Origin of the sequence: Neobacillus drentensis (assembly GCF_036962765.1) — a bacterium.
Classification (GTDB): Bacteria; Bacillota; Bacilli; order Bacillales; family Cytobacillaceae; genus Neobacillus; species Neobacillus drentensis_C.
In genome coordinates, this window is the sequence record NZ_JBALOS010000001.1 from 50,489 (window position 1) to 54,333 (window position 3,845).

Genomic DNA, 3,845 nt, shown 5'->3' on the forward strand with positions numbered 1-3,845 from the left:
AAAAAAAAAACCCTTCTCCTACAATATATTTCAGTGGAAAAGGGTTATGACTATTTATTCTTCTAAAAATACTGGTTCCTTCGTCTTAGAATCCCAGGTATATGGTAATGAATAGGCAGGTACAAACATGGAATCCTTCACTAAAATTGGACGAATGTCCTCACCTGGTTTTCCATTAATGTCAGTTTTTTTCATTGCTTGATATAAATCAGGGCGATAATCTACATATACCTCAGCATTGCCCGTAATCACAAAAGATAAATTCTGATTTGAAAATGGACTAGTTACAAAAGGCGCTTTTTTATACCCTAATTGTTTATAGTCCAAAGTAAAAACATTTTTTGCTAGCTGTTCTTTATAGGGAGGATATCCTTTTGTTTTAATTCTTAATTTTATATCACGTATCGCTTCTGTTATTCTTAAATCAAATAATTTAACAGCAGGTTTAGTTTCAACATCAACAAGCACATACTGGAAAACTCCGCCATTTTCATAAGCATTCCCAGGTGGCTCCGCGATATATTTAGGTGTGATTTTTTTAAAATCAATAGGATATTTTTGATAAATTGGAGTTTCTGCCTCTTTTGTTTTAATCGGAAGGATCCCGCCATTATCCGCTCTAAAGGCATCTACTGCCGTTTGAACAGCTATAATTTGATCTTTATAAGGAATTTGATTCTTTGCTAATTCCTCTTCGGGATACATACATCCTGTCAACAAAAGAATCATTATTGCTAGAAAACCACCTAGTACATTCCATTTCATACAATCACCTTTTATTTATGTATTTACGACAATTATGTTAAAAAAACAATAAGAAGCGTTATTCCGGCAATAATCATTAAAATGTAAGCGATAATTGCTGTAATAATTCGGAGTACCCCTTTTAATTTATATCTACTTAAATAAATTGTTATAATTGCAAGGAACATAAATCCCATTCCTGCAATCGAGACCCACATTTTAAACATAGCTGGCGACAAACATAACTCCCCCTTTTTTCGAAAATTAATTATATCACAAGCGATAGCTTTTCAAGAAAACTTTTGAACCAAAGAAAAAAAACTGAAGTAAAGAGGGGCGAATTCTTTACTTCAGCTTTAACGACTAAATAACCCATACTCCAGCGTATAACTACTAGGTTGCTTCGTAGCATTGTATGCAATCTAAACACAATAGGTCTCACCGAACGCCCATTTATTATGAAAAACTTTTCAAATGCATCAGCCCTGCCAAGCCCAATTTCATTTTTTATGAACATTTTTCAGTCTTCGGTATTTCGTTCCTCTAGAACATTAACCAAATCTTCCATTTCATGTGTTTTTCCCCGAGCCATCAAAACATCTACAGCATCGATTGCGTTCTTGCCATTAAATAAGACATCATAAAGGGCAAAAGTAATTGGCATGTTGACATCATACTTTTTAGCTAACTGATAAGCAGCCTTAGTGGTTCTCACACCTTCAACAACCATCCCCATGTTGTCTAATACCTCATTAAGGGTTTTGCCTTTCCCTAATAGGTTTCCTGCTCTCCAGTTACGTGAGTGAACGCTTGTACATGTAACAATTAAATCACCTATTCCTGCAAGTCCAGAAAAGGTTAATGGGTTTGCTCCCATTTTCGTACCAAGTCGAGCTATTTCTGCTAATCCACGTGTCATTAATGCAGCTTTAGCATTATCTCCATAGCCTAGCCCATCAGTAATACCCGCAGCAAGTGCAATGATATTTTTTAAGGCACCACCAATTTCAACACCGATGATATCAGAATTGGTATAAACTCGAAAATTGTTGTTGATGAATAAATCCTGTATCTTTTCTGCAGCTTCCATATTTTCAGAAGTTACTGCTACCGTTGTTGGGTGTCTGAGGCTTACTTCCTCTGCATGACTTGGACCGGAGAGTACAACGACATCCTTCAATAATTCTTTTGGCATCTCTTCTTTAATAATTTCTGAAATACGCATTAACGAATCAGGTTCAATCCCTTTACTAACGTGTGCAATTGTCAATGGTTCAGTATGAACCCCACGAATTTTCCCGATGACCTCACGTATCGCCTTTGTCGGGACTGCCAATATAAGTGTATCTACTCCCGCTAATGCATCTCTTAATGATGTATATCCAACAATTAATTCTGAAAGGACAATTTCCGGGAGATATTTCTTGTTTGTATGCTGTTCATTAATTTCTTTTACTTGCTCCTCAGCATGGCTCCATAGACGGACTTCATGCCCATTGTCTGCAAGTACCATTGCCAAAGCAGTTCCCCAACTTCCAGCTCCAATTACGGCTATTGCTGTTTTATTATCCATCAATTTAAATTACACCCGCTTTATCTTTATTTTCTTTCTCTTGCATAAATTTTGATAGGGGTCCCTTCAAATCCAAAAGCTTCTCTTATTCTGTTCTCTAAGAAGCGTTCATACGAAAAATGCAACAATTCTGGTTCATTTACAAATACAACAAAAGTCGGCGGTTTAACTGCCACTTGTGTTGTGTAGTATATTTTTAAGCGTCTGCCATTATCAGTTGGTGTCGGATTCATGGCTACTGCATCCATGATTACATCATTTAGTACGCTTGTTTCGACTCTCATCGAATGGTTCTCACTAGCTATATTAATCATCGGAAGCAGTGTGTGCACTCGTTTTTTGGTTTTAGCAGATAAAAACACAATTGGAGCATAACTAAGAAATAAGAAATGTTCCCTTATCTTCTGTTCGAGCTCTTTCATCGTCTTTTCGTCTTTTTCAACAGCATCCCACTTATTTACCACGATAACGACCGCTCTGCCCGCTTCATGAGCATAACCAGCAATCTTTTTGTCCTGTTCAATGATTCCTTCTTCAGCATTAATCACAACAAGAACAACGTCTGAACGTTCTATTGCCCTCAGGGCACGAAGCACACTATACTTTTCCGTACTCTCATAAACCTTTCCTTTTTTCCTAATACCTGCTGTATCAATTATGACATATTTCCCCCCATTGTATGTATAAGGAGAATCCACAGCATCACGAGTGGTTCCGGCAATATTACTGACGATTACGCGTTCTTCACCTAAAATGGCATTCACCAAAGAGGATTTCCCAACGTTTGGACGTCCAATTAAAGAAAACTTAATGACATCTTCACCATACTCTTCAGACTTGTCTTTGGGAAAATGTTTTGCAGCTTCATCTAATAAGTCTCCTAATCCTAGACCATGTGAACCTGAAATAGGAATAGGCTCTCCAAATCCTAATGAATAAAAATCATAGACCTGATCCCGCATTTCCGGGTTATCTATTTTATTAACTGCTAATACAACAGGCTTTTTAGACCTATAGAGTATTTTTGCCACTTCTTCATCTGCTGCAGTTACCCCTTCACGTCCGTTTGTTAAAAAGATAATTACATCTGCCTCATCAATAGCGATTTCAGCCTGCTGACGAATTTGTTCCAAAAACGGTTCATCACCGATATCAATTCCACCAGTATCGATAAGATTAAAGTCATGTGTTAACCACTCACCAGAACTATAAATACGATCTCTTGTAACTCCTGGGATGTCCTCAACTATGGAAATTCTTTCGCCTACAATTCGATTAAAAATCGTTGATTTTCCTACGTTGGGCCGTCCTACAATGGCAATAACAGGTTTAACCAATTACAATCGCCATCCTTTCTTTCCTATATTTAAATACGTTTTAGTATGTTAGCATAGAGTGAAAATTACATCAGTGGGGGGCTTACTTCCCGATAATGCGGGATCAATCCCTTAAGTTCTTATTAAGTAAGGATCTTTTCGTAAACATTGTTACTTAGGAGCTTAATAATGGGCATTTACTAAGTTTCTAG

The 3,845-nt window shown here is 37.1% G+C and carries 4 protein-coding genes; all 4 read right to left on the minus strand.

Annotation, left to right across the window (positions count from 1 at the left end):
* Positions 1–54: 54 nt before the first annotated feature.
* Positions 55–765 (minus strand): hypothetical protein, encoded by a 711-nt coding sequence (locus V7137_RS00275; RefSeq protein ID WP_335455459.1) that lies wholly within the window; start codon positions 763–765, stop codon positions 55–57.
* A 32-nt stretch (positions 766–797) separates the two neighbouring features.
* Entirely contained in the window at positions 798–983 is a 186-nt protein-coding gene (locus tag V7137_RS00280) for a DUF2768 domain-containing protein (RefSeq protein WP_335455462.1), read from the minus strand.
* 281 nt (positions 984–1,264) lie between these two features.
* On the minus strand, positions 1,265–2,317 hold the full coding sequence (locus V7137_RS00285) for an NAD(P)H-dependent glycerol-3-phosphate dehydrogenase (RefSeq protein WP_335455517.1): 1,053 nt from the start codon (positions 2,315–2,317) through the stop codon (positions 1,265–1,267).
* Positions 2,318–2,343: 26 nt separating this feature from the next.
* Positions 2,344–3,654: a ribosome biogenesis GTPase Der gene (der, locus tag V7137_RS00290; protein ID WP_335455465.1), complete on the minus strand. Its 1,311-nt coding sequence runs from the start codon at positions 3,652–3,654 to the stop codon at positions 2,344–2,346.
* Between the last annotated feature and the right edge of the window lie 191 nt (positions 3,655–3,845).